This is a genomic window from Cyclobacterium sp. SYSU L10401, assembly GCF_010993705.1.
GTDB lineage: Bacteria > Bacteroidota > Bacteroidia > Cytophagales > Cyclobacteriaceae > Cyclobacterium.
Window position 1 is genome coordinate 22,555 of sequence record NZ_WOFO01000006.1, and the last position, 24,593, is coordinate 47,147.

General features: G+C 45.5%; 18 protein-coding genes. 9 read left to right on the forward strand and 9 right to left on the reverse strand.

The window, feature by feature from the left end; translation table 11 throughout:
* Positions 1 to 38: 38 nt before the first annotated feature.
* The 4 genes from GL182_RS14685 to GL182_RS14700 all read right to left on the reverse strand — a co-directional run bounded on the left by GL182_RS14685 (position 39) and on the right by GL182_RS14700 (position 3,430).
* A complete protein-coding gene (locus GL182_RS14685; protein WP_163380501.1) occupies positions 39 to 1,694 on the reverse strand; it encodes a hypothetical protein in 1,656 nt (551 codons plus the stop codon).
* 222 nt (positions 1,695 to 1,916) lie between these two features.
* The gene (locus GL182_RS14690) at positions 1,917 to 2,441 is read right to left on the reverse strand and encodes a hypothetical protein (RefSeq protein WP_163380503.1); all 525 of its coding nucleotides are present in this window, start codon (positions 2,439 to 2,441) and stop codon (positions 1,917 to 1,919) included.
* A gap of 66 nt (positions 2,442 to 2,507) precedes the next feature.
* Positions 2,508 to 2,978 carry a hypothetical protein gene (locus GL182_RS14695; RefSeq protein ID WP_163380505.1) on the reverse strand — a complete coding sequence of 157 codons (471 nt, stop codon included), beginning with the start codon at positions 2,976 to 2,978 and terminating at the stop codon, positions 2,508 to 2,510.
* A gap of 293 nt (positions 2,979 to 3,271) precedes the next feature.
* Positions 3,272 to 3,430 (reverse strand): hypothetical protein, encoded by a 159-nt coding sequence (locus GL182_RS14700; protein WP_317167811.1) that lies wholly within the window; start codon positions 3,428 to 3,430, stop codon positions 3,272 to 3,274.
* A gap of 145 nt (positions 3,431 to 3,575) precedes the next feature.
* On the opposite strand from GL182_RS14700, the gene GL182_RS14705 reads away from it, so the two are divergent.
* Genes GL182_RS14705 through GL182_RS14730 form a run of 6 tightly spaced genes read left to right on the forward strand, consistent with a single transcriptional unit; the run spans position 3,576 to position 10,424 of the window.
* On the forward strand, positions 3,576 to 3,833 hold the full coding sequence (locus GL182_RS14705; protein ID WP_163380507.1) for a PqqD family protein: 258 nt from the start codon (positions 3,576 to 3,578) through the stop codon (positions 3,831 to 3,833).
* Positions 3,826 to 4,866, forward strand: a complete 1,041-nt coding sequence (locus tag GL182_RS14710) for an ATP-grasp domain-containing protein (protein ID WP_163380510.1) — start codon at positions 3,826 to 3,828, stop codon at positions 4,864 to 4,866. The genes GL182_RS14705 and GL182_RS14710 overlap by 8 nt, the downstream gene beginning before the upstream one ends.
* A 21-nt stretch (positions 4,867 to 4,887) precedes the next feature.
* Positions 4,888 to 6,246 (forward strand): alanine racemase, encoded by a 1,359-nt coding sequence (locus tag GL182_RS14715; RefSeq protein WP_163380512.1) that lies wholly within the window; start codon positions 4,888 to 4,890, stop codon positions 6,244 to 6,246.
* Positions 6,247 to 6,259: 13 nt separating this feature from the next.
* Positions 6,260 to 8,446: an urea transporter gene (locus tag GL182_RS14720; protein WP_163380514.1), complete on the forward strand. Its 2,187-nt coding sequence runs from the start codon at positions 6,260 to 6,262 to the stop codon at positions 8,444 to 8,446.
* Positions 8,422 to 9,777, forward strand: a complete 1,356-nt coding sequence (locus GL182_RS14725; RefSeq protein ID WP_163380516.1) for a hypothetical protein — start codon at positions 8,422 to 8,424, stop codon at positions 9,775 to 9,777. Before GL182_RS14720 ends, GL182_RS14725 begins: the two co-directional genes overlap by 25 nt.
* Positions 9,765 to 10,424, forward strand: a complete 660-nt coding sequence (locus GL182_RS14730; protein ID WP_240469845.1) for a tetratricopeptide repeat protein — start codon at positions 9,765 to 9,767, stop codon at positions 10,422 to 10,424. The genes GL182_RS14725 and GL182_RS14730 overlap by 13 nt, the downstream gene beginning before the upstream one ends.
* A 26-nt stretch (positions 10,425 to 10,450) precedes the next feature.
* On the opposite strand, the gene GL182_RS14735 is transcribed toward GL182_RS14730, so the two are convergent.
* The 4 genes from GL182_RS14735 to GL182_RS14750 form a co-directional block, all read right to left on the reverse strand.
* Positions 10,451 to 10,951: a hypothetical protein gene (locus GL182_RS14735; RefSeq protein ID WP_163380518.1), complete on the reverse strand. Its 501-nt coding sequence runs from the start codon at positions 10,949 to 10,951 to the stop codon at positions 10,451 to 10,453.
* Between the two features lie 243 nt (positions 10,952 to 11,194).
* Complete coding sequence (locus GL182_RS14740) at positions 11,195 to 12,262, reverse strand: 6-bladed beta-propeller (RefSeq protein ID WP_163380519.1); 1,068 nt, start codon at positions 12,260 to 12,262, stop codon at positions 11,195 to 11,197.
* 9 nt (positions 12,263 to 12,271) lie between these two features.
* The gene (locus GL182_RS14745; protein WP_163380521.1) at positions 12,272 to 13,699 is read right to left on the reverse strand and encodes a DUF1501 domain-containing protein; all 1,428 of its coding nucleotides are present in this window, start codon (positions 13,697 to 13,699) and stop codon (positions 12,272 to 12,274) included.
* Between the two features lie 16 nt (positions 13,700 to 13,715).
* Positions 13,716 to 16,199: a DUF1549 domain-containing protein gene (locus GL182_RS14750; protein ID WP_163380523.1), complete on the reverse strand. Its 2,484-nt coding sequence runs from the start codon at positions 16,197 to 16,199 to the stop codon at positions 13,716 to 13,718.
* 298 nt (positions 16,200 to 16,497) lie between these two features.
* Between GL182_RS14750 and GL182_RS14755 the strand changes: the two genes are divergently transcribed.
* Both GL182_RS14755 and GL182_RS14760 read left to right on the forward strand, forming a co-directional pair.
* Positions 16,498 to 19,242 carry a DUF1553 domain-containing protein gene (locus GL182_RS14755; RefSeq protein ID WP_163380525.1) on the forward strand — a complete coding sequence of 915 codons (2,745 nt, stop codon included), beginning with the start codon at positions 16,498 to 16,500 and terminating at the stop codon, positions 19,240 to 19,242.
* Between the two features lies 1 nt (position 19,243).
* On the forward strand, positions 19,244 to 20,704 hold the full coding sequence (locus GL182_RS14760) for a DUF1501 domain-containing protein (RefSeq protein WP_163380527.1): 1,461 nt from the start codon (positions 19,244 to 19,246) through the stop codon (positions 20,702 to 20,704).
* A gap of 47 nt (positions 20,705 to 20,751) precedes the next feature.
* On the opposite strand, the gene GL182_RS14765 is transcribed toward GL182_RS14760, so the two are convergent.
* Entirely contained in the window at positions 20,752 to 22,122 is a 1,371-nt protein-coding gene (locus tag GL182_RS14765; protein WP_163380529.1) for a hypothetical protein, read from the reverse strand.
* 287 nt (positions 22,123 to 22,409) lie between these two features.
* On the opposite strand from GL182_RS14765, the gene GL182_RS14770 reads away from it, so the two are divergent.
* Positions 22,410 to 24,563, forward strand: coding sequence for an amino acid permease (locus GL182_RS14770; RefSeq protein WP_163380531.1), 2,154 nt, complete (start codon positions 22,410 to 22,412; stop codon positions 24,561 to 24,563).
* Positions 24,564 to 24,593: the final 30 nt, after the last annotated feature.

Below are 24,593 nucleotides of genomic sequence, written 5' to 3' on the forward strand. Positions count from 1 at the left end.
CCCGATTTCGAGAACTTCCGGACAATGAACCTTCCTACCTATTCCTTGTGTATCTCTACGTTTCGGAACGGATAGGGATTGTCGCTGAGACGTAATTCCTTGCCACTTTCCGTGGTCACATTTTTCAGGATCACTTCTTTGGGCCGCACATGGGGGTACTTTTCCACATACGTATCGTCCGTCATTTCGGGATTGAAATTGCCGAAAATCGCCGGCCCCTGGTAATCTTCCGGATGGTTGGAATCTTTTATGTGCAGGTTTTCAATGACAATCCTTTCCGGCATATAGGTGGTGTAGCCAAAATCATGCTGCCCCGAATTGGAGCCGCCGATAAGACTGGCACTGGTGGTCCTGCCTCCTGCAGGAATGAACACGCAATCCCGGATAATGAATTCTCCCTCCCAGGTACTGCCGTAATCAGAACGTAAATTGATTAGCGTCCTGCCGTTCAGGGTGGAGTTTTCCACCAGAAAGGTGCCTGTACCGATGGCATTGATGCCCATGTGACCCAAGGTAGAATGGCGCACAGTGGCATTGGCCACGCCCATGTGGGCGTCGAAACGGGAAAAGGTGCAATGATCCAGAATCAGATTTTTGCAAAAATTAGACCCCATAATGCCCCAATAGGTGCGGTCATTGATGTCATTAGTCTGGCTGCAGTGCTCAAAGGAAACATTCAGCGAACGGCTCAAGGAGATGTCGTAGCTGCCCATAGAAACTGGTACACCAGCCGAACCGATGGTCCGGTAGGTTTTGTGTCCTGTCAATACCGTATTGCGAACCGTTACATACGCACAGTCCCGGAAATTAAGAAAGCCTCCGTAGGGAGCACCCTGTTCTCCTTCACCTGTAACCCGGTGCTCCAGGCCATCCAGCAGCACATTTGATCGCCGGATAGCAATGCCACGGCTATAATAGGTGTATTTCGATTCGTCCTGGTTGGCAATGGTCATAAAACGCCCTCCCGTAATGCTGAGCTGCTTTTCGTCCATAGGAAGGGCTGTAATTTCCGTTATCTGATCAAAATCCCAGATTATGGGGGCATCCGCATCCACCTTTCCATTCTTATCAACGATAAAAATATCGGTCTGCGGGGAACCGTCGTTTTGGTTGGGCCCATACCGAATATACCGTCGCACATTGGCATCGGTGACGGTTACCAGGCAGGAGCCAGGCAAATCGGCCTCAATTTTGTCCTGGTTCCTCTTGAGGGAAGTTACTCCTTGCAAGTCAAATGAACGCAGGGTGGAACTGACCAAAAACACATGTTTGGTTCGGTCTTCCACATTGGTATCGTCTATGATAAATTCAGCTTTTCCAAAATCGGTGTCGGTCTGGATTACTGCGGTACGCAGTTTCCCGCTAATGTAGTAAGTGTATCCATCATCTGCCTTTACTGGCAGGCCTTCCTGATTGGCCAGCGCATGGGTAGCGGCGATGGCATCCATATCGTCCGATTTGCCATCTCCTTTGGCACCCAAATCACTGTAGCGAACATGTCCCTGATTTTTTATGGCACGCAAATCCTCAGAAGAAACGTTGACCACTAATTCACCCTTTTCATTGGCATTTACCTGGGTTTGACCCGTGTTATTGGTAATCAAAACACTTTCGTGGGGGCTTGTTTCCTGGGCTTTGGCGGGCAGCAAGCCTTGAAGGGTGCATAAGAAGAGGATGATCAACAGGTTTTTCATGGCAATTGGGTTTAATGAAAATAGCAAAACGGGACTCCATTCGCTTTTGACTATAAGCTGTTCAAAATCTAAAGATTTTACGGCGTAAACCCAAAGAAATTTCGACCAGCGGAAGAAAATCCAATACAAAGGCCTATTTCACCATTGAAATAGGCCTTTACCTAAATTACTACATTTACCGAAAGTCCCCGGTTTCTCTTTTTTTATGACAATAGCTAATTTTCAAAGGGCTTCAATACGATCTATTTTTATTCCCCTAAAACAATCATCGACACAATTATTTTCCACATAGCCGCAAGTGGAGATCATCCCGTTGTTCTCTCTCTCAAAATAGGTTTCGGCGTTTTCTCTTGCCACCACCCATTCTTGTTGGGCTTTTGTATATACTTCGTCCAAGGTCATCGGTTCGGCACCTTTTTGATGGCTGCCCAGTTCGCTTTCGTTTTCCGTCCATTCCAATTCCTCTGCTGGAATCTCCTCTGACAGGTCTTCTGGTAATGTCGTATATTTAAAATGTCTTTTAGTAATGGACCCATCGATTACAGTTAGCGTGGTTTCCCAAGAAAAACCCACCCAACTTCCAAAAACGACGGTGTAGGTATAGGAATTGCCCGACGATTCCTTAAAATCCAACCAGGCTGTTTGACTTGCTTCGAATTCGTTTTGGTGTTCCAGATCATCTGATATACAAGATGAAAGCAAGTTTCCGATTAACAAAAGGGCTATAAAGTAAAAGGTGTTTTTCATTTTTTTTACACGTTTTTATAAATGATCGTTTATTCAACATTGACTGCGGTATCCGTTATTCCGGGCTTAAGTGGTTACGCGGGAATATACCGGAGTAGGGGCACACATAGACAATAACACATCATTGCATTCCGTAATAACGGCCAATTTTGATCCGTTTTCCCTGTATTCAAGGCTGGAGATTACTGGCTGGGAATCGGCATTGATTTCCATTTCAATAAGATCATCCATGGTTCCCCACGCCGCATCGTTACCGATAAAAAGATCTTGTTCAGCCTCAAAAGCAATCGTTTCTCCCTCAAGTGAAAAGCTTCCCTCCTGAAAATGGTAATAGCCAACCATGTCGCCTGTTTCAGGATCTCGATAGGTAATGGATCTTTGATAACTCCCATCCCTGTTTAGTACCAGGGAATTGACCAGGTCCAATTCATGGTCCTCATGGAAATGAATCATTTCCCAGGATCCGTATAAACCTCCATGATTGAAGTCATCCCCTGAGTCGGTACATCCCAGAGTAAGCACCGAAACAAGTAGCATAAAAAGGATAGCAATTGGTTTTTGTTTTAAAATTGGAATGAAGTTTGGTTTTTTAACCATACGTGATCAACGGTCCTTTTGTCCTGATCTGGAACTAAAAAGTTGATTATTTATAACTATTGTGGAAATATCACTGATTCCTTCCCATAAAGGTTAGCGAAAACCCAACCAATAGATACCGGCCCTTGGAATATCCGGTAGCTGGTTTCCTATAGATACCAAGAAAAAGGGTCAGACGGTTCTAAACCGTCAGACCCTTTGTTTTACATTACCAGACCCCTTCTTACAAGTTTTTACACTCGCTCCAACTTCACCGGATAGGTTTTTTGGGAAGCCCACTGGGGTACGTAGATGTTTTCATCCCGGTCCACCCAGTCCTGATTATACAAAACGGTAATGTATCCCGAATTAGAAAAGGTTTGCGAGGTGCTACGGTAAATAGCCGCATACATGTTATCACCTCGCAACACTGGTCGGATACAAGATAACGCCAGATTCGGTTAGTATTCTTTGCGGACGTGTGACTAATGTCATAAAAATCACCCAAAACATTATGTACTTTTCGGCAACACCTTGGTTCATTTAATGCCGAATACCATGCCAAAAATCAGAAAAAATATCGCCATAAGTGAATCGGGATTCGTCTTTGATCCGCTTTCGGGAGAGTCCTATTCTTTAAATCCTCTTGGATTAGAAATTATTCATTTGATCAAAAATGGGCAATCCTATGAAGATTTGTCGGAGGTACTGCTAGCGAAATATGAGGTGGACCAGGAAACGTTCGACAGGTATTTCTATGATTTTGTAGCTACACTCAAGCAATTTAACCTATTAGAAGTGGAAACAGATGCCTAAGCTCACAATAGCCCTTTCCGGGCTCAACAATATCGACAGCCCTGGCCCGGGTATTCCTGTCATCCGAGGCATCCGGGACTCCAAAATCCTTGATGCCAGAATAATTGGCCTGGCCTATGAAAATTTGGAACCTGGCGCTTACATGCATGATTTAGTGGATAAAACCTACAAAGTCCCTTATCCTTCCGACGGAGTAGAACCTTTGCTTGAGCGCTTGAAGTACATCCACGAAAAAGAACAAATAGACGTATTGATCCCCAATTTTGATTCGGAACTTTTCACCTTTATGAAGTCTGAAAAAACACTTCGGGAAATCGGAATCACTACCTTTCTACCCACGCTCAACCAATTTGAAGAAAGACATAAATCCAACCTTCCGGAGTATGGGAAAAAGTACGAGGTCAACGTACCGTACAGTGAGCCCATCAGCAGTGTGCAGGATTTTTTGCAGCATAAGGAAAAATTCGAATTTCCTGTAGTCGTAAAAGGAAAGTTCTACGATGCATACATGGCGTATGATCTGGATCAGCTCGGAATGTATTTCAACAAAATCGCCTCCAAATGGGGACTTCCCATCGTTATTCAGGAATTTGTCAAAGGCACTGAAGTCAACGTCGTGGCGTTGGGAGATGGCAACGGAAACACCATTGGGGCCGTACCCATGCGTAAAACGTATATCACGGACAAGGGGAAAGCATGGGGAGGAATTACCTTGGAGGACCCTTCAATGCTGGATCTGACCGATAAAATTATCTCCCAGACCCATTGGAGGGGAGGCATGGAATTGGAACTGATTCGCACGGCCAAAAATGAATTATACCTGATCGAAATCAATCCCAGATTGCCTGCATGGGTTTACCTGGCTGTTGCGGCCGGACAGAATCTACCCGAAGCTTTGGTTCGGCTGGCGTTGGGAGAAGAGGTAAAACCTTTTCAGGGGTATGCTTCCGGAAAAATGTTTATCCGGTATTCCTTTGACATGATTACAGACTTAGACGAATTTGAAAAACTGTCCACCAAAGGTGAACTGTAACCCCTAAAAAACCAAACCGCCATGGAAAAGCTACCATTTGAAAGACCCACAATTCAAAAAATCAGCGCTGGTATACCCAGCAAACACGGTATTTCAAGAAAGCTGGAACCGCTATCTCATATAGACGGCCTGTCCATCAAATCCCTGATTAATGATTATGGCTCACCCTTATTCATCTTATCAGAATCCAGCATCAGAAAAACCTACAAGGAAGCTTACAGGGCCTTTAGTTCCCGGTATCCCAATGTGCAATTTGCCTGGTCGTACAAGACCAATTACCTAAATGCCGTTTGCAATGTGTTCCATCAGGAAGGAGCCTGGGCAGAGGTGGTTTCTGGTTTCGAATATGACAAGGCGGCGGCCAACGGCGTTCCCGGCGAATCGATTATTTTTAATGGCCCGGATAAAAGCAAAGAAAACCTGAGAAAAGCCATTCAAAACAGTTCCCTGATCCATATCGATCACTTTGACGAACTCTATGAGATCATCCACCTATCCAGGGAGATGGACGAGAGGCCAAAAGTTGCCATTCGAATCAATATGGATGTAGGCATTTATCCAAAGTGGGATCGGTTCGGTTTCAATTTTGAAAATGGAGAGGCCTGGGATGCGCTGAACAGGATCAAGGCCAGCAAAAATCTGGATCTGATCGGGCTGCATACCCATATCGGTACCTATATGATGACGACCCAAGCCTATAAAATTGCAGCGTCAAAACTTGCCCAACTGGCTGTTAGCCTGGAAAAAAAACACGGGCACGTCATCCAGTATATAGATATAGGCGGGGGTTTTGCTTCTAAAAATACACTCCGTGGAGCCTATTATCCTGGCACAGATACTACGCCTTCTTTTGATGATTTTGCAGAGGCCATCACTTCTGCTTTGATGAGTTCTGAAATCAAACCAGATCACCTACCCATGCTCATACTGGAAACTGGTCGGGCGTTGATAGACGATGCCGGTTACCTGGCAGGCACTGTATTGGCTAACAAAAGACTATCTGACGGACGAAGAGCAACCATCATTGATACAGGGGTTAACCTGCTCTTTACGGCATTCTGGTACGAACACGATATCCGCCCCATCGAACCCATTTCAGACCAAATGGAGGATACGACCATTTATGGGCCTCTTTGTATGAATATCGATGTCATCCGGGGAAACGTCATGTTTCCCTTGCTCAAAAAAGGCGATCACTATGTGGTAAGGCGTGTAGGCGCCTACAATACCACCCAGTGGATGCAATTCATCAACCTTCGTCCCCAAATTGTGATGCTGGACATGAAAGGCAAAGCTCATCTGGTTAGAAAAGGCGAAACCCTGGATACTATTAACTCACAGGAAATAACACCGGAACATCTCCAGAATTTTAACCTCTAAAAGGCCCGGATCCATGAAGAAGCTGGAATGGTTTCCACATGCCCTGTTCAACAGTTATGCTCAGGTGTTTTTTTCGAACAACAAATGGTTTGGAATCATCTTGTTGCTGCTCACATTCGTGGACTTTTATGTGGGAATCTATGGCTTGCTATCCGTATCCACAGCCCTCCTTACCGGCTATTTCATTGGGCTAAGTGAGTACCCGATACGTCAGGGGTACTATGGATTCAATTCGCTGCTGGTAGGAGTCGGTCTGGCAATTTATTTCCAGCCAGGTCCTCTGCTTTTGTTCCTAATATTGATTTCCGGGGTATTAACGCTCTTTATTTCACTGGCCTTTGAGGGCATCTTAGGAAAATACGGTCTTCCATTTCTTAGTATGCCTTTCATACTGGTGTTTTGGCTGCTCCGCCTGGCTTCCAGACAGTTTGAAGCCCTCGGGCTAAATGAAAGAGGCATTTATGTGCTGAATGAACTTTATCTTCTGGGAGGCAATCAATTGGTGAGTCTTTATGAATGGTGGAACCAATTTCCTTTTCCTTCTTCCCTAAAAACCTATTTCCTCTCTTTAGGAGCCATATTCTTTCAGCAAAATGTGTTTGCCGGGGTATTTGCGGCAATCGGCCTGCTGATATATTCCAGAATAGGTTTCACGCTTTCCCTATTAGGATTTTACATAGCCTATGCCTTTTATTTGGTGTTAGGGGTTCCTTTTACGGGAATCTCCTACAGCTTTATAGGCTTCAATTATATCCTTACCGCAATCGCTCTGGGGGGATTTTTCATTATTCCCAACAAAAGCTCTTTTGCCAGTCTATTGATCATTATCCCGATAGTTGCTGTCCTGAGTATTTCCCTACAGGAAATCTTCAACCTGTTTTACCTACCTGTACATTCCTTCCCTTTCAATCTGGCCGTATTGACTTTCCTGTATGGGTTAAAGTTTCGGATGGACAACCGCATAGGCCTAAGCACCATTTTCTGGCAACAGAATTCCCCTGAGAAAAATCTATACAACTATCGCAACTTTATGGACAGGTTTGGTAAGGACAGTCCTATTCCTATCTACCTCCCCTTTTTCGGGGAATGGGCAATTACCCAAGGCCATAAGGGATCCTACACCCACAAAGATGAGTGGAAGCATGCCTGGGATTTTGAAATCAAAGACGAAGAAGGAAAAACCTTTAAAGATGAAGGAGACTATCCTGCTGATTATTACTGCTTTGACAAAAACGTTCTTGCACCTGCCTACGGCACGGTAGAAAACGTGGTGAACGATGTGGATGAAAACCCTATCGGGAAAAGAAACCTGGAAAAAAACTGGGGCAATACCATCGTCATCAGGCATTCGGATTTTTTATTCAGCCAATTAAGTCATTTACGAAAAGGAAGTATTGTCCCGCAAATAGGAGATAAAGTCAAAAAGGGGGACATCATTGCCCGATTGGGCAATTCTGGAAACTCTCCCTATCCACACTTGCATTTTCAGCTACAGTCTACTCCCCATATCGGTTCCAAAACAATAGATTACCCGATTTCGGATGTTTGGATGCGTTATCAGAATAAAGACTCCTTGTTGTCGGTAGCCACTCCACCTGTGGGAGCGATGGTGTCCTCATTGAATCCGCATTCAGCACTGAAAAACGCATTTTCATTTGTTACCGGTGAGCAATTAATATTTAAAAGTAAGGATGAACAGGAAATTACCTGGAATGTAAAAAAGGATTATTCACTAAACCGGTATCTGGAGTGCGAGCCGAGTGGATCCAAGGCCTATTTCAAACTGGATGAGGCCATGCTGCATTTTACTCATTTTGAAGGAGACCGAAGATCGACCCTATACCGATTTTATTTGGCTGCATACAAAATCAGTTTCGGTTTTACCAATGGCTTAGAGTTGAGGGATAGCTTTCCGATAAATATGGTCTTCCATCCCAAGAAAATCTTCTTGCAAGATTTTATCGCTCCCTTTCTCAGATATCTGAGGGGGGAATACAGACTTCGCTATCCTGAAAAAGGAAAAGGACTTTCCCTCAAGCCTATTGAATTAAAAGGAGAAATCATCAAAAGTTCTTTCGGCAGAAAACTGGACACGTATTACTTTGAATTCCTTATCGACAATACTGGAATCAGAAGTTTTCATTTTCAATCCGGAAATTCAAACTTAGAAACGACATGGATAGAATCATTATCAGCATAAGCATTATTTTGGTGCTATTCGGGTCCAATTTTGTAAATGCCCAGGAACAAAAAAGTCTACCTGAAACTGACAGGCTCACCTATGTATTATTCCAACAAAAAAATTGGGATGGATTGATCTCTGAAGGTCGAAAGGCCTTGAAATCTGGTATAGACTATTATTACCTGAGGGTCAGATTGGGCTTGGCTTATTACGAAAAACAAAATTTCCATCTGGCGGCCAGGCATTTTGAAAAAGCGTTAAAAATGAACGATTCCGAAGCTTACGTCGGCGAATACCTGTATTATTCGTATTTGATGGCGGGCAGACAGGCTGAAGCCAGTTTGTTGGCTGCTGGGTTCTCGCTAGAACTCAAGAGAAAAACAAAAACGGAAAAACGAAACTTCATTTCTGGTTTGGATCTGGCTTACAACTACACGGGAATCACTGAGACGGGTGTTTTGGACAATTTTACTACCAATATCCCCTTGGATAAAGACGGTACTCAATTCATTCCAAAACAGCATCATTATTTTTTCCTGGGCCTTCAGCATCAAATATCCTCACGTTGGTCTTTCTACCACGGATATTCCAACCTTCAAGTTAATCAACTTCGGTACACCCAGGCTTCCAATGAGTCCAAGTTGGAGAATGATTTCCAATCGGAACTGCATCAATATTACAGCCAAATGAGTTTTTTGGTTACTAAAGGACTTACCTTGTCCGGAGGCTTACATTATGTCAATTCAAAGTACCAGACATTGACTGAGGTATTGACCGGATCTCCTGGCCGGCCTTTCGTTCGCAAAGTTGCTACTACCGTCAACAATAATAATTGGGTTGGTTTTGTCTCGGTTTACAAGCGATTTGAATACATCAGCCTCGGAGCTAGCTATTATAGAGGAAACATTTCCGATTTCATTCAAAATCAAACTGACTTTAAACTGATCACCTATCCCTTGGGCAACCTCCATTTATACACCATTACAACAGCCTCTTTTCAAAACCAGGACTTCATAGACGGAAGCAATAATAACAGGCTGGTCATTGATCAACAATTGGGATTGAAGGCGACTGAATGGCTTTGGTTGGAAGCCTATGGCACCTTTGGGGAAATCGAAAACTACTTTATGAAAGACGGGTTGGTCATCTTTAACCGCATGGATTTGGTCAAGCAAAGGTTTGGTGGACGCTTAATCTTTCAAGCCACGCCTAAATGGTCCTTTACAGTGGATTATACCTACTTGAAGAACCAAAGCCAGTTTATTCAGACCCCCTTAACAGGAGAAACTTTCAATCAAAAAAACTATCAATTACATTCCCTAACTGCAATTACATCATGGAGATTTTAACATTCCCCCGCAAGAAAGGCGTCCTGGCAGCTTCAAGGCCCTTAATCAAAAGCTACTTACTGGCTTTTATGCTTTTGCTATCTTTACAAGTGCATGCGCAGGATAATGTCATCAATGCTTTCAAGCAAAGTTATGCGCTTGAAAAAACTGGGAATTACAAGGCAGCGGCAGAAGCGTTACAAGCTATCTACCAATCAGACGGCTATGAGATCAATTTGAGACTGGGTTGGCTCCAATTCCAGGCAGGGCAACTCGAAGAATCCGTGAATTATTACCAAAAGGCAGTCAACTTGAAGCCTTATGCCATTGAACCAAAGTTGGGTTTGGTTTTACCCTTATCCATGCAAGGAGACTGGAATCAGATCATAGGGATATATCAGAAAATCCTGCAATCAGATCCGCAAAATTCCCTGGTAAACTACAGGTTGGGGCTAATAAATTACAATCAGGGAAATTTTGACAAAGCGGATCCTTATTTGGAAAAGGTAGTCAATCTTTACCCCTTTGATTACGATGGTTTGATTCTTTTGGCTTGGAACAAATTAAATCTCCAAAAGACAAGAGAGGCTTCAGTACTTTTTCAAAAGGTACTGATGAACAATCCTGACGACAAATCAGCCCTGGAAGGGTTGAAATTGATTAAATAGCTTTTTAAAAGTTCAGTTGATACATTTCAGCTTATTTTCGAATAAACCGGATCGGGTACACACATAGCTGACATTACATCATTGCATTCCGTAATAATGGCCAATTTTGATCCCTCTTCCCGATATTCGAGTGTCGAGCTTAAAGGCTGGCCCCCGGAATTGATTTCCATTTCAATAAGGTCATCCATGTTGCCCCATGCCGCCTCATTACCGATATATAGGTCCTTTTCAGCTTCAAAAGCGATCGTTTCTCCCTCAAGTGTGAAGCTTCCCTCCTGAAAATGGGAATAGCCAACCAGGTCCCCGGATTCGGGATCACGATAGGTAATGGATCTTTGATAACTCCCATCCTGGTTTAGCACCAGGGAATGGACCAGGTCCAATTCGTGATCCTCATGGAAATTAATCATTCCCCAGGATCCGTAAAGACCTGCATGATTGAAGTCATCCCCAGAGTCGGTACATCCCAGAGTAAGCACCGAAACAAGCAGCATAAAAAAGATAGCAATTGGTTTTTGTTTTGACATTGGATTGAAGTTTGGTTTTTTAACCATACGTGATCAACGGTAATTTTGTACTGATCAGGAACTAAAAACTTGAATATTTTGATCCACTATTAAATTGACAGGCATTTCAGACAGGGGCCTGATTCGAAAAAGGAAAGCGGTTTGCCGGGAAGGGCAGCCTGCAGGAAAATAGAAAAAGGGTCAGCATATCGTAACCATACTGACCCTTTGATGCGGTGATTTTTGCAACTCTTGACTAATACATTACACCCGCTCCAGCTTCACCGGATAGGTTTTTTGGGAAGCCCACTGGGGGACGTAGATGTTTTCATCACGGTCCACGCAGACATCATGCGGATGCATAAAGCCCTGGAAGCTCAGGTCTTTTCGCTGTTCCTGCAGCTTGCCTCCGACATATTCGGGTGCCGTACCTCCGGGGGTGGATACTACCTTGTCATTGGCATCCAATACGGTAATGTAGCCGGAGTTGGGATAGGATTGTGAGGTACTGCGGTATACAGCGGCATAGACATGCTGTCCTCTCAGTACAGGCCTGCAAACAAATGAGCCGGGCATGGGAATGGTTTTGATGTATTTTCCATCCAGGGTAAACCGCTTATATTGCATATGGCCCCGGTCTGTAATCAGCAAGGTGGGATTGGCTTTGTCCCGGGTATCTACCAGGATACCATGACAGCAGTTGAAGGTTTCGTCTGTTTCCCCGGAACCGCCAAATTGCCGGATCAGTTTTCCTTTGGCATCATACTGGGTAACATAATTTCTGCCATAACCATCAACGATATAAATGTCTCCATTGTCCGGATTGATGGCCGTTTCGGTAGGCACAAACTGGCGCGGATAGTCGTAGTTCCCGGTTTCTTTGGGATAATCCAGCACCATGATTTCCTTTCCTTTCAAGTCGGTTTTGATGACCTGATTGCGGGTATTGTCTGCAATGTACAAGAACTCTTCTCCACCTTCATCACTGATGGTAAGCCCATGCGCACCGGGATAGCTGTTTCCCCAGGTTTCGATCAATTTGCCTGATTTATCATAAATAATGACATTATTCTTGGTCTCATTGGTCAAAAGTATCAGCCTTCCTTTGGCATCTTCTACCATTTCGTGGCAATCGTTGACAGGATTTTTTGAAGGATCCAGGTCTCCCCAGCCTTCAATGACCTTATACCGATGAGTTCCGTGTCCTAAAATGGTTTCTTTTTTCATGCCGTAGGTTTTATTGATAATGATGTTGGGAACCACAGCTCCCGCCAGGACAGAGAGGCCGGTTTTCCTGATAAATTCCCTTCTTGGGTTTAATTTGTTTTCCATTTTTTTTTATTAAGCCAGTAAATCCATTTCTGCCACTCCATCACCGTCCGGAGTGGTATAAAAAGGTCTCTTTTCGATCTCATAATTGGTCTCGGGATCTATGCCCAGTGCATGGTAGATGGTCTGGTGAAGGGCAGCAATTTTGATGGGCTTTTCTATGCTTTTACAAGGCCGCTCGTCTGCAGTTTTACCATACACATGACCCCTTTTGATACCTCCACCAAACATCAATACAGAACAACCATCCGTAAAATGCCGGTGCATGCCGTAATTTTTCATGTCCTGAATGATATCGGGTACTTCCACCTGATCTTTCACTTTGGCTCCTGGCCTGCCTTCTGTAAGCATATCGCGGCTGAATTCACTGGCCACAATCACCATGGTCCGGTCCAATTTACCACTTTCATCCAGGTCTTTGATCAATTGCGCTATGGGAGCATCAATGAGCTTTTTCATGTCCTTGAGCCGGGTATGCCCATTTTCGTGGGTATCCCAGCCCATAAATGGCTCATATTCAGATGTTACACTGATAAAACGGGCACCCTGATCTACCAACCGTTTAGCCATCAGGCAACCCAGCCCAAACTTTCCTGTATTGTAAGTGTCATATTTTTCTTTTGGCTCCTGACTGAGGTCAAAAGCCTTGGCTTCAGGAGAATTCAGCAGCATATAGGCTTGCTCCATGGACCTTTTAAGGGATTCCTTCTGGTAATCTGATCCAAATTCACCCATGGCACTTTCCTGTACCAGGCGTTCGTACAACTGATTCCGGGCTTCAAATCGTTTATTGGACATGCCCACCGGGGGCCTCACACTGTCCAGGCCGGAGGTAGGGTCAGGGATCAGAAAGGGTCCGTATTCACTTCCCAAAAAGCCGGCACTGTGGAAAGCCTTCAACTCTTCTCCTTCTCCAACCGTGAATCGCTGCCCGATATTGATAAAAGGAGGGATTACAGGATTGACAGGGCCCAGCTCTTTGGCCATCCAGGACCCCATATGTGGAACTGTCACAGATTGGGGTGGCTCATAGCAGGTATGCCAATGGTATTGGTGCCTGGTATGCAGGATATGCCCCAAATCCGCAGCTACATAGGAACGGATCAGGGTACCTTTGTCCATCACCTGACCGATATTTTCCAGGCCTTCAGAGAATGATATCCCATCCAATGCTGTCGGTACAGCATCGAAAGTACTCAATACCTCTTTGGATTCCATTCCTTTACGGAAGGGCGTATATTTTTTTGGGTCGAAAGTCTCTGTGTGGGCCATGCCTCCAGCCATGTATAACAGGATAACCGTATCGGCCGTGCTTTTGATCTTTTCCTTTGTAGAACAGGAAGAAAGCAGACCCGACATGGGTACTCCTGCAGCCATGGCGGCCATGGTCGCTGCACTTGTCTTTTTAAGAAATTCCCTTCTTCTCCAGTTATAATTCATCGCTAATTGCTTTTGATCAGTAAATTAATTGAAATTCAGGCAACAACAAAACGGCCCAGAAAAAATCCTGAATAGCAGCAGGTTCCGGATCTTCTCCCAAAACCTCCATGGCTACATTGAATTCATTTTGGTGCGGCTCTCTGCCCAGTAGCTGCCGGTAGGTTTCATGAACAATAATGTCTCCATCACCGTACTTTTCCTTCCATCTCAGGGCCCCTTCCTGCAGTGCCTCGTTCAGGGTTTCTCCATTGGTGAGCTCCAGGGCCTGAAGCAAACTGGCCTGGCTGTCCCTGTTGGTAGAAACCACTTCCCGGTTGGGTCTGCCCAGTGCTTTCAGGAAATCATTGTTGGCCACCAGGGATGCCCTGGCAAAAGTCATGGTGGACTGCTCGGAAACGGCCAGTTCATTGGGATTGTATTGGAGTTCCTCCATCTCAAATAGCGGATGAATATTTTGGCTCACCCCATCTGCAAATTGCTCTGCCGTCAGCCTTTTGGTCACCACTCCCTCAAACACAAAATCATCATCTGTCAGGATCTGAGGATCTTCTATCGCCACCGCAGGCTGCTGATAGGCCTGGGAGGTGGCTATTTTATAAATCAGGTTTTTCAGGTCATAGCCATTGTCTTCAAAATCAGTGGCCATCCAGTCCAGCAAGTCCTGACTCCAGGGAACATTATCCATTTCATCAGCCGGTTCTACCAGCCCTCTTCCCATCAGCTGTTTCCAAACCCTGTTCACTATGGTTCTGTACATCCTGCCATTTGCCGGCTGAACAAGGTATTCTGCCAGTTGCTCCAGCTTTTTGTCCCTGTTGGCTGTGCTGTCAATTTCTCCCAATTCCTCCCATAGAATTTTCGTGCTTGCCTTCTTTCCTATGGGGGTTTCACACCTGCTTACTTCAAGGGTGGTATCTGCAAAGATATTCGCAAAGGCATAGGCCTCTTCCAGCTTCCAATCGCTGATAAAACTGTCATGGCAGGAAGCACATTTCAGATTCAGGCCCAGGATCACCTGCCCTACGTTTTGGGCGGCCTGCATTTCTGTGACCTGACTGGCATTGACATCCCCTCTCCAGCGAATCCCCTCTATAAATCCTTTGGATTTTTCATCCGGATTGAGCAATTGTTTGACAAACTGATCATAGGGTTTATTTTCTCTGAGTGAGGTATATAACCAGTCCGTAATGGCAAACCTTCCCTTGGTAATGTAACCGGTACCTGTATAGTCATTCCTAAGCGCATCGTTCCAAAATGTCATCCAATGGGTAGCATAATCATCGTTTCGATTTAACAATGCTTCCACCCAGGCAGCCCGCTTATCAGGACGGGTATCTTCCTCAAAAGCCTTGTAGGTTTCCGGATCTGGCTGAAGCCCGATGATGTCCAGGTAGATCCTTCTCAAATAGGTCCTATCGTCTACCGGGTCCTTCCAGCTCATGTCTTGTTCCTGAAAATATTCATCCACCCAAATATCTATGGGTTGATCCAATCCTTTCCTCGCAGCGGGAACATTGGGTCTTCTGGGTTCAAGAGCCGCCACTCGGTATTCACTCACCTCACTGGCGGCATCTGGCCAGGGTGCACCCCTATCGATCCAAAAAGAGATCAAAGCAATTTCATCCCCGGACAATACCTTGCCTTTGGAGGGCATGGCTTCTTCATGATCTTTGGGTAGATTGATCCTTCTAACCAATTCGCTTTTCCCCGAACTTCCCGGAACGATCACCGGGCCGGATTCTCCTCCTTCAAAAACATATTCCCTTTCATCCAGCCTCAATTCACCTTTGATCTTGGCATCACTGTGGCATTTGTAACAATTATGAGCCAACACAGCCCTTACTTTACCTACCAGCTCCACCTGCTTTTGCTCACTGAGTTCTCCCTCCTCTCCGAATGCCACCAAATCTATGTTCAGATTTTCTGGAGAATAGCTGTCTTCGTTCCAGGGAAAGGTACTGGTAAGGTAATCTTCGCCATGCGTCAGGGAAGCTCCAAAATGACCGGCCACCGATACTCCTATGGCTGAGACAAATAGTACAGATCGAAAAGCCTTTACTGACTTTGGGTTACGACCCCCCTCTGTCTTTCTTAAAAAATATATCAGCAGCAGGCCAATGATAGCAGTAGCTATACCTGTCCATTGGTGCACATCCAGGGTGCTGCCTCCATAATCTTCCACCGTTGCCAGTATCCATCCGAGACTCGCAGCCAGAACTGCCCCGGCCACCCCAGCCCAAACCAGCAAGTCAATGCCCGGTCTCAGCTTATGGTTGAAATTTTTTAAGGTAAACAATTCCAACAGGGCTGCAAACAGCAATAAACTCACGGGAAAGTGAACAGCCAGGGGATGCAGGCGTCCCAAAAACTTCCATAGCCAGAAGGGTTCAGTACCCTCCGCTTGTTCCTGAAGTCCTGCAGCCAATAATCCATCTCCCAGACCGACACAGAGCAAAAGAACTGCGGTCACCCAAAAAATGGCCGTGCTTTTATATTTCATTTTGTTCATATCTTTTTACAATATCAATTGTTTTCAATCCGCCTACAGGCAACATCCCAAATCATGGGGAACGGAAAAGACGCTTCACCACTTCCGAAATCGGGATCCATGCCTCACAATAATAAATAAATTCATTAAAATTACTAGCCTGTACTATCCTGCCTATAACTCAAAATATAAATAAAGTAACATAGAATAGCAAACTGTTTTACACCTGGACTACAGTACAGTACAGGATTGGGCTTTGAAAATGATGGTATAAATTACTACTTTTAAAATCTGTGCAGAAACAAATTAGATGAAGAGCCGTAATCTGTTATTTGTATTACCCATTTTAGCGTTGGCTATTTATTGGTCATGGCCCAAGGATGACCTGGTAAGTTACAACCGTGACATACGCCCCATAGTCAATAATAAATGTATATCCTGCCATGGCGGGGTAAAGCAATCCGGAGGTTTTTCGCTGCTGTTTGAATCTGAAGCAAAAATGGCTACCGAATCCGGCAAACCTGCCATTGTTCCGGGAGATGCAGGAGCCTCTGAAATGGTAAAGCGGCTCAGCCACCATGATCCGGAGATGCGCATGCCACTGGGCAAGGAGCCCTTATCCGATCAGGAGATTGAGCTGATAAAAAAATGGATCAACCAGGGCGCCATCTGGGAGAAACATTGGGCCTATATCCCTCCAGATGGCGACATTGTCCCTCCCAGCCTTCCTGAAGAAGTTGACGCCAATAACAAGATTGACCATTTTATTTTCAGTAAACTGAAAGAAATGGAGCTCCGGCCCAATCCGGAAGCTTCCAGAGAAATCCTCCTGAGGAGATTGGCACTGGATATCACGGGCATTCCTCCGAGCCTGGAGGATTATGCTTCATTTAAGGAGGACGACTCTCCCGATGCATATGAAAAGGTGGTGGACCAATTACTCGACTCCCCCCATTTCGGTGAAAAATGGGCAGCCTTTTGGATGGACCTGGCCCGGTATGCTGACTCCAAAGGATATGAAAAAGACCTGCACCGGGAAATCTGGAAATACCGGGATTGGCTGATTGAGGCTTTCAACGATGACATGCCGTATGATGCCTTTTCCATTGCCCAAATCGCCGGGGACTTGTTGCCCAATGCCGGTGAAAAAGACCTGCTGGCTACTGCATTTCACAGAAACACCATGGCCAATGATGAAGGAGGAACCAACGATGAGGAATTCAGGGTTGCCGCTGTTATGGAAAGGGTAGGCACCACCTTTGAAGTATGGCAGGGCACCACCATGGCCTGTGTACAATGTCACAGCCATCCATACGACCCCATCCGACACGAGGATTTTTATAAATCCATGGCTTTTTTCAACAATACCCGCGACAAGGATCTGTACAACGAACAACCCAAGGTATTTACTTATGAACCCGCCGAAAAGGAAAAAGTCAAAAAACTCCTGAGCTGGGTAAATGATCGGCTGCAGCCTGAAAATAAGTTAAATGCTGTCTCTGATGAATTTCTACACCAACAGAAAGAAGAGCTGCTTTATCGGCTGGGTCACCGCAGGGTAGAAGCAGAAGAGTTTCAGGACAAGAGCCGCTTCATTGAACTGGTGGCTCATGATCAGGCCTCTATTTGGCAGGTGCAGGACAGTTCCTGGATCATGTTTGAGCAGGTAGACCTGGCAGAGGTGGAAGCCATTTCCCTGAAGTATGCTTCTCTTACTGGAGCCAGGGTAGAAATCAGACTGGACTCCATGCTGGGTGAAAAAATAGGCGCAGGCGTTTTTGAAGTAACTGGTAAAGGCTTTCCCGGCAACCGTCCGGAGCAATGGAAAACTTTACATATACCCATCAAACCGGTAAACGGGAAGCGTGATGTTTTTTACTATTTTAAAAAAGACAGGATTTTTGCTCAGGATCTGGTAAGGGTAGACTGGCTCTATTACCATGAAAAGTCAGCCGCAAAAGACCGGTATCCAGTAGCCGTGCAGCAAAAACTGGATGAATTATTGACTGTAAATCCAATCCAAACACCAATTTTACGCGATCTGCCGGCAAATAAATCCAGGCAAACCCGCATTTTTGAGCGTGGAGACTGGAGATCCACTGGTAAGGAGGTCGAGGCAGGTATACCAGAAATCATGGGCAGTATCAGCGAACCAGACCCGGACAGGATGGATTTGGCCAGATGGCTGGTCAGTGAGGAAAACCCCCTGACAGCCCGGGTAATGGTAAACCGGATCTGGGAACAGTTATTTGGCTTTGGCATTGTAGAAAGTATGGAAGACTTTGGCAGCCAGGGAATACCACCTACCCATCCCGAACTTCTGGATTACCTGGCAGTGACCTTCAGAGAGGACCTGAACTGGTCCATGAAGTCCCTCATCAAAATGATCGTGATGTCGTCAAGTTACCGTCAAAGTTCCCTCTCCAGCGATGAAAAACTAAACAAAGACCCCTATAACAAATACCTTTCCCGGGGATCCCGTACACGGCTACCTGCGGAAACCATCAGGGATCAGGCATTGGCGCTTAGCGGTCTGTTAAACAAGAAGCTTTATGGCCCCAGTGTCATGCCCTACCAGCCGGAAAATATCATCAGCTTTGGGGGCCGGTTTTGGTTTGAAAGCGAAGGACCGGACAAGTACCGGAGAGCAGTTTATACCTACTGGAAAAGAACCCACCCCTATCCCTCCATGGTGACCTTCGACAGCCCTTCCAGGGAAGTTTGTACTTCCAGAAGGGTGAGAACAAACACTCCCCTGCAATCTTTGGTTTTGCTGAATGACCCGGTATATGTAGAAGCAGCCAGTGCCTGGGCACAGAGGATATTGGAGGAATCAGGAAAGGATATCAAGGGAGGGATTCAGAAAAACCTGCAACTGGTCACTGCCAAACCTCCTGAACAGGAAAAAGTGGATGTTTTACACCAGCTTTACGAGGAATCTCTGGCCTATTACAAAAAGGAGGGGAAAGATTTGGATTCCAATCCTCAACTCGCTGCCATGCGCTTGGTGAGTAATGCCATGTTGAATTTAGATGAATTTATAACCAGGAGATAAGATGAACATTTGGGAAGAAGCTTTTATCCGCAAGGCACAATACAACAGCAGGAGGCATTTTTTAAAAAAATGTACCTCTGGTTTGGGGGCTTTGGCTCTGAGCTCGCTGATGGGATGTGGAGAACAGCCTACTGGGGCTAAGGTGTCACCAGGACTGGCAGGAAAAGGGCCGCATTTTGCGCCAAAAGCCAAAAGTGTGATCTTCCTCCACATGGCCGGTGGGCCCTCCCACCTGGAACTTTTTGACTTTAAGCCTACCCTACAAGAGCTGCATGGCAAAGCTACGCCCAAATCCCTTATGGAAGGGAAGGAATTTGCCTTTTTAAAAGGAACTCCAAAACTACTGGGACCCCAGGCTCGTTTTGCCAGACATGGACAGTCAGGGGCTTATGTCTCCGATTACATGCCGGAATTTGCGCAGATGGTGGATGAGGTAAGTTTGCTGAAGGCCATGCATACCAATGAATTTAACCATGCCCCTGCCCAGCTATTCATGCATACCGGCAGCCCCAGGTTAGGCAAACCGAGCATTGGTGCCTGGTCAGTTTATGGCCTGGGATCTGAAAACAAAGACCTGCCGGGCTATGTGGTGTTGACTTCAGGGGGAGGGGCCATCAGTGCCGGTAAAAGTGCCTGGGGAAGTGGGTTTTTACCGACCGTTTACCAGGGCGTGCAATGCCGCTCAGAAGGAGACCCGGTACTCTTTTTGTCCAACCCGAAATCAATAGATGCCCCCCTGCGGAAAAAATCGATTGAAGCCATCAACCGGATCAATCAAATGGAATATGAGCAATCCATGGATCCAGAAATACTCACCCGGATATCCCAATATGAATTGGCCTTTCGCATGCAGAGCTCCGTTCCGGAAACCATGAATATCAATGACGAGCCGGAATATATCCATCAGATGTATGGCACCTCACCGGGCAAAGCTTCCTTTGCCAACAATTGTCTGTTGGCCAGAAGATTGGTAGAAAAAGGGGTACGGTTCATCCAGCTGTTTGACAACCGCTGGGACACCCATGGGGTGGGGGCCGGAAACGGTGTAGGAGAGGGGATGCGCCGATCCTGCAAGGCCATAGACCAGCCCATCGCTGCCTTACTCAAAGACCTGAAGCAAAGAGGCCTTCTGGAAGAAACACTGGTAGTCTGGGGAGGTGAATTTGGCCGTACACCCATGATGGAAGCGAGAACCGGCGAAGGCTTTGACGGAAGAGACCATCACCTGGAAGCTTTTACCATGTGGATGGCCGGCGCTGGTGTCCAGAAAGGAAAGGTGCATGGGGTGACGGATGAAATCGGCTATTATGGAATAGAGGGGCGCACCCACGTACACGACTTGCAGGCCACCATTCTGGAAAGGCTTGGATTCGACCATGAACAACTGACTTATGAATTTCAAGGCAGAAATTTCAGATTAACCGATGTGCATGGAAAAGTAATCAGGGAAATCCTATCCTGAACCTACACCTTAATTATCAGCCGGGAGCTGACTTCCAAAAATCAACTTCAGAAAGCAAGAATGGAGCTGTTGGGCGCCTGTGCTTGTTCTCTCCCTGGTTTTGCAGGGCTTGCCACTGTCCGGAAAAGGCCTTGCTCATCAGCGGGAAGTGATTCAGCCCTCTGAGTCAACACTTTCCCCTGACCGCTAAGCATCATCCCGTTGATCGCCATTAATTCGCCTTCTTTATCATCCATCAAAAAGCTGAAATGGTTACCTCCTACCCGGATAACATAATTGACTTCCTTACTGGCTTTCTGCAGTTCAATGGCGGATTGTTTCTGCACAGGGCGGTGTCTTTTCCTGAAATCACTTTCGGAGATAATTTTCCCATCCGCTACATGTCCGGATTCCCAGAGCAACTCTCCCTCTGCATTGAATTTGCTCAGGTAAAAACCGTTGTATTTTTGTGCTTTGAAATGAAAAGGGTTCTTTCCAAAAGAATCCTCTCCGGAAAGCCCGCTGAGATAAAAAGCGCCCGTCTGTTCATCAAGGGTAAAACCAAAATAGGCACCTATCCTATAGGCATTTCCTGATGGAGCCGGGCCAAAGGAAGCATAGCCAGGGTAATTATAGTCGGTTGCCAGGAGAAAGTTTCGGTCATTTTCGTCTACATGAAAAGAGGGGCGTATGGCTTGCGCTTCAGGTGTATAATCCAACTCAAAATTCCGGATCAACTGACCATCCGGATCAAAGCTCGCCACCTTGCAATAAAGGCTATTGGAGACCAGGTCCGCATCTTTCAGTACCATGTATTTTTCCTGACCCACCTGCCCGGCAAAGGTCCATTGTGGATTCCACTTAGTTTCGGCAATTTCAGGCAATTCAACCTCCACCTGGTCAAAGAAAAGGTCTCTTATCCGGAAGCGATTAAGCAAAAAGTTCATTTTGGGCGACTTGCCCAACCTGAATTTATCCGGGTTTTGATCCGCCGTCAAAAAATACAGGAAGGATTCATCTGCAAACACCGCATGCAGAGATTCCCCCATCAGTTTTTGCTGGTCCTCAAAAGCCAGGCTTCGGATTAGTTTTCCATTTTGGACCTGTTGAATGCGTGCTGTGCCCGGGCCTTTGAAGGAAGGGCTAAAGCCTAACACAAAAACATTTTGCCCATTCGGTGAGGCAATCAAATCAAACCTTGTATTGGCAGATCCAGCCGGGAGATGAAGCTCCCAAAGTTTGTCTCCCAGTTGGTCGTAATGAATCAGGGTAAACTGCCCCTTTTCCGCTGTAAAACCCTCCAGGATACCTTTTTGGCCCAGATCTACTGCCTTTCGCTGAGCAGCCATTGGATTTACGCTGCAGGCCATCTGCCTGGCACTCAACCAGGAATTGCTTACCAAAAGAAAAATCAAAGTAAAAATTACCACCGCCCTCATATGCTGTCTATTGCTGTCTAATAAAATACCATGGTTCAAATTACATAATAATTTATTTGAAATACAAATTTTTATGCATAAAAATGCTTTTTACGGTTTGAAAAATGCACTAGTACCATTGGCTCTTCCTTTTCTAAAGCAACAAATGAAAACAAAGCGGGGTATACTCAGGTTTAAAAAAAAGTGGGTTTGAAATGAAAATATGACTTTTTTTATTTATTTTTATTCAATACCATAACCATAATCGATTCACAGTTCATTCAATTATCTCTAAATAACCAGGTTTAATGTCTGAAAAGCGATTAAAAAAAACCTTACGGCTTTTTGATGTGTATGCCATCAGCACGGGAGCCATGTTCAGTTCGGGATTTTTCTTATTGCCCGGGCTCGCAGCAGCCATGACTGGCCCATCTGTGGTGCTGGCCTATCTGGTAGCCGGTTTCATGATGTACCCCACCATGCTGAGTGTAGCAGAATTGGCCACGGCAATGCCAAGGGCAGGAGGGGCGTACTATTTTATAGACCGGAGTCTGGGTCCCTTATTCGGAACCATTGGGGGCATAGGATCCTGGTTTGCACTGATCTTCAAAAGTGCCTTTGCACTCATCGGTATGGGAGCATACATTGCCATATTCATTGATGTGCCCATCACACCGGTAGCCATAGGATTAACCCTCACTTTCGGGTTTACCAATATCATCGGTTCTAAAGAAGCAGGATGGCTCCAAAAGGTTTTGGTGGCTACCCTGGTATTGATCTTAACTTTTTATGCCATTCAGGGATTGGCAAGTGTATTTCAATATGACTTTTTTACCCATTTGAGGGAGGAATATGATGTATTTTTCCTGAATGGAACGACCGGTTTTTTTGGTTCCATTGGCCTGGTCTTTGTTTCCTATGCAGGCCTGACCAAGGTTGCCAGTGTCGCTGAAGAAGTAACAGACCCGGATAGAAATATTCCCCTTGCCATGATGTACTCACTGGCAACAGCCACTATCATTTATGTGATCGGTGTGTTTATCATGGTTTCTTTATTGGATAAAGACGTTTTCTTTTCTGATTTGACTCCTGTGGCCACAGCAGGAGAGGTATTCATGAATTGGCTTCCCGGGAAAATGGGGCTGATTCTGGTGGTCATTGCGGCCATAGCGGCCTTTGCCTCCACTGCCAATGCAGGAATCATGTCTGCGGCCAGGTACCCGCTGGGCATGGCAAGGGACAAATTGATTCCTGCCTATTTTGGAAAACTGGGCAAATTCCAAACTCCATTTTATGCCACAGTTGCCACTACGGGCTTGATGGTCTTTTTACTACTGGTTTTTAACGTCGAGTCGGTAGCCAAAATCGCTAGTACCTTTCAGCTCATGCTGTTTGGATTATTAAACATCTGTGTGATCGTCATGCGGGAAAGTGAATTGAAAGGATACGACCCTGGATTCAGGTCGCCGTATTATCCCTGGGTACAGATCACCGGCCTGTTATTCTCCTTATTTCTAATTATAGAAATGGGTTTCCTATCGCTGTTTTTCACTTTTTTAATCATCGGGGTAAGTATCTTCTGGTATTTTAGTTATGCCAAGGATAAGGTTAAAAGGGAAGGGGCCATGTTTCACGTTTATAGCAAACTGGGGCAGAGAAGGTATGATGGTTTGGAAATGGAACTCTGGAACATGATGAAGGAGAGGGGACTGAGAGCGGAGGATCCCTACGAAAGGGTGATCAGCAGGGCCCTGATCCTGGATGCCGGAGCGGATGAATACAACTATGAGCAATTGTTGGACAGGGTATCTGATCATTTTACCAGGAAGACGGGTTTGAAAAGAAAAGCCCTGATAAAGGCCTTACAGGATGAAAAAGAAGAGGGATTGATTGCTATCGGAAAAACCACCGCTTTAAAGCATGTCAGATTTGAAGAAGACATTGATTCAGAGGTCGCCATTGCCCGCTTCAAAGATGGGATTCCGGTTAAGTTCGGGTATTTTGAATTATTCAGGGCAAAGAAAAGAAATTGGCACAAGAAATTGCATGCCGTGATTTTTCTGATCAGTTCCAAAAAACATTCCGGTCAGCACTTGCGAATGCTGGCCCACCTGGCAGAAATTCTGGACAATGAAAACTTCCCTGAGAGATGGCTGGCGGCTAAAGATGAAAACGAGCTGCGACAGATTTTGCTCAGAGATGAACGCTTCATTAACATCCTGCTGGAAGAAGGTAAGCCCTCTGGCATACTTATCGGTAAGATGATTCAGGAATTGCGATTACCGGAGAAATCCCTGATCACGGTTATCAAAAGAGGAGGAAAAATAATCTTTCCCCATGGAAATTCAGTATTGAAAGCAAAAGATGAATTGTCAATCATAGGAGAAAAGCAGGAAATTGACGAAATTCGCAGCCAATATGAGGCCAATCCCCTGACTACCGAGGAAAAAGCTTCAGGATAGGGGTCTTTTTTCCATTTGCAGTTCAGCTTT

Excerpts from the sequence above, each read along its gene's own strand:
- GL182_RS14725 (WP_163380516.1), top strand. The coding sequence starts at position 8,422 with ATGGATAGAATCATTATCAGCATAAGCATTATTTTGGTGCTATTCGGG.
- GL182_RS14750 (WP_163380523.1), bottom strand. The coding sequence starts at position 16,199 with ATGAAATATAAAAGCACGGCCATTTTTTGGGTGACCGCAGTTCTTTTG.
- GL182_RS14720 (WP_163380514.1), top strand. The coding sequence starts at position 6,260 with ATGAAGAAGCTGGAATGGTTTCCACATGCCCTGTTCAACAGTTATGCT.
- GL182_RS14740 (WP_163380519.1), bottom strand. The coding sequence starts at position 12,262 with ATGGAAAACAAATTAAACCCAAGAAGGGAATTTATCAGGAAAACCGGC.
- GL182_RS14715 (WP_163380512.1), top strand. The coding sequence starts at position 4,888 with ATGGAAAAGCTACCATTTGAAAGACCCACAATTCAAAAAATCAGCGCT.
- GL182_RS14745 (WP_163380521.1), bottom strand. The coding sequence starts at position 13,699 with ATGAATTATAACTGGAGAAGAAGGGAATTTCTTAAAAAGACAAGTGCA.
- GL182_RS14690 (WP_163380503.1), bottom strand. The coding sequence starts at position 2,441 with ATGAAAAACACCTTTTACTTTATAGCCCTTTTGTTAATCGGAAACTTG.
- GL182_RS14685 (WP_163380501.1), bottom strand. The coding sequence starts at position 1,694 with ATGAAAAACCTGTTGATCATCCTCTTCTTATGCACCCTTCAAGGCTTG.
- GL182_RS14755 (WP_163380525.1), top strand. The coding sequence starts at position 16,498 with ATGAAGAGCCGTAATCTGTTATTTGTATTACCCATTTTAGCGTTGGCT.
- GL182_RS14710 (WP_163380510.1), top strand. The coding sequence starts at position 3,826 with ATGCCTAAGCTCACAATAGCCCTTTCCGGGCTCAACAATATCGACAGC.
- GL182_RS14730 (WP_240469845.1), top strand. The coding sequence starts at position 9,765 with ATGGAGATTTTAACATTCCCCCGCAAGAAAGGCGTCCTGGCAGCTTCA.
- GL182_RS14695 (WP_163380505.1), bottom strand. The coding sequence starts at position 2,978 with ATGCTACTTGTTTCGGTGCTTACTCTGGGATGTACCGACTCAGGGGAT.
- GL182_RS14735 (WP_163380518.1), bottom strand. The coding sequence starts at position 10,951 with ATGTCAAAACAAAAACCAATTGCTATCTTTTTTATGCTGCTTGTTTCG.
- GL182_RS14705 (WP_163380507.1), top strand. The coding sequence starts at position 3,576 with ATGCCAAAAATCAGAAAAAATATCGCCATAAGTGAATCGGGATTCGTC.
- GL182_RS14760 (WP_163380527.1), top strand. The coding sequence starts at position 19,244 with ATGAACATTTGGGAAGAAGCTTTTATCCGCAAGGCACAATACAACAGC.
- GL182_RS14770 (WP_163380531.1), top strand. The coding sequence starts at position 22,410 with ATGTCTGAAAAGCGATTAAAAAAAACCTTACGGCTTTTTGATGTGTAT.
- GL182_RS14700 (WP_317167811.1), bottom strand. The coding sequence starts at position 3,430 with ATGTATGCGGCTATTTACCGTAGCACCTCGCAAACCTTTTCTAATTCG.
- GL182_RS14765 (WP_163380529.1), bottom strand. The coding sequence starts at position 22,122 with ATGAGGGCGGTGGTAATTTTTACTTTGATTTTTCTTTTGGTAAGCAAT.